Raw genomic sequence first — 600 nt, 5'->3', positions numbered from 1 at the left:
TTGCTTGCGCTAGGTTGTTAAAAAGATATAAATCTAACACTTCAGTTCGATAAGTCCGGTTAAATCGTTCAATGTAACCATTTTGATAAGGGCTACCGGGCTTTATATAATCAATGGCTATATCATGTGATTTAGCCCAGTTTATAAAGGTTTTTCCGGTGAATTCTGGTCCATTATCTACTCGTATTTTTAATGGATACCCATGATATTCAGCCAGTTTATCTAAGTAACGGGTAATCCTTCCTGCTGGTAAGCTTACTGCAATATCAATCCCTAACGCCTCACGATTAAAGTCATCGATGACATTGAATGTCCTAAAGCGACGTTGATTACGGCTACTGTCACTCATAAAATCCATTGACCAACATTCACCTTGTTTATTGGGGACTAATAACCTTTCCGGGCATCGTAGAGGAATACGTTTTTTACGCTTTACCCTGAGGTTAAGCTTTAATTCACAATACACCCGATATACCCGTTTATGATTCCATTTATAGCCGAGCTTTCTGATACGATTAAAACATTTAGGAAAACCCCAGCGTAAATGCCTTTCCGTGATAGCATTCAACACCGAAATAATCACTGAATCATCCGGTAACT

The 600-nt window shown here is 38.5% G+C and carries 1 protein-coding gene; it reads right to left on the bottom strand.

Going from position 1 to position 600, the window contains the following annotated elements; genetic code table 11:
* Nucleotides 1-600 (bottom strand): DDE-type integrase/transposase/recombinase (locus A9G34_RS07355; protein WP_065569334.1); only part of this gene is annotated, 600 nt, incomplete at both ends.

Origin of the sequence: Gilliamella sp. Choc4-2 (genome assembly GCF_001690355.1) — a bacterium.
GTDB classification, from domain to species: Bacteria; Pseudomonadota; Gammaproteobacteria; order Enterobacterales; family Orbaceae; genus Gilliamella; species Gilliamella apicola_A.
Note: the sequence above shows the minus strand (reverse complement) of the source record. Positions and strands in the feature narration are given on the sequence as shown.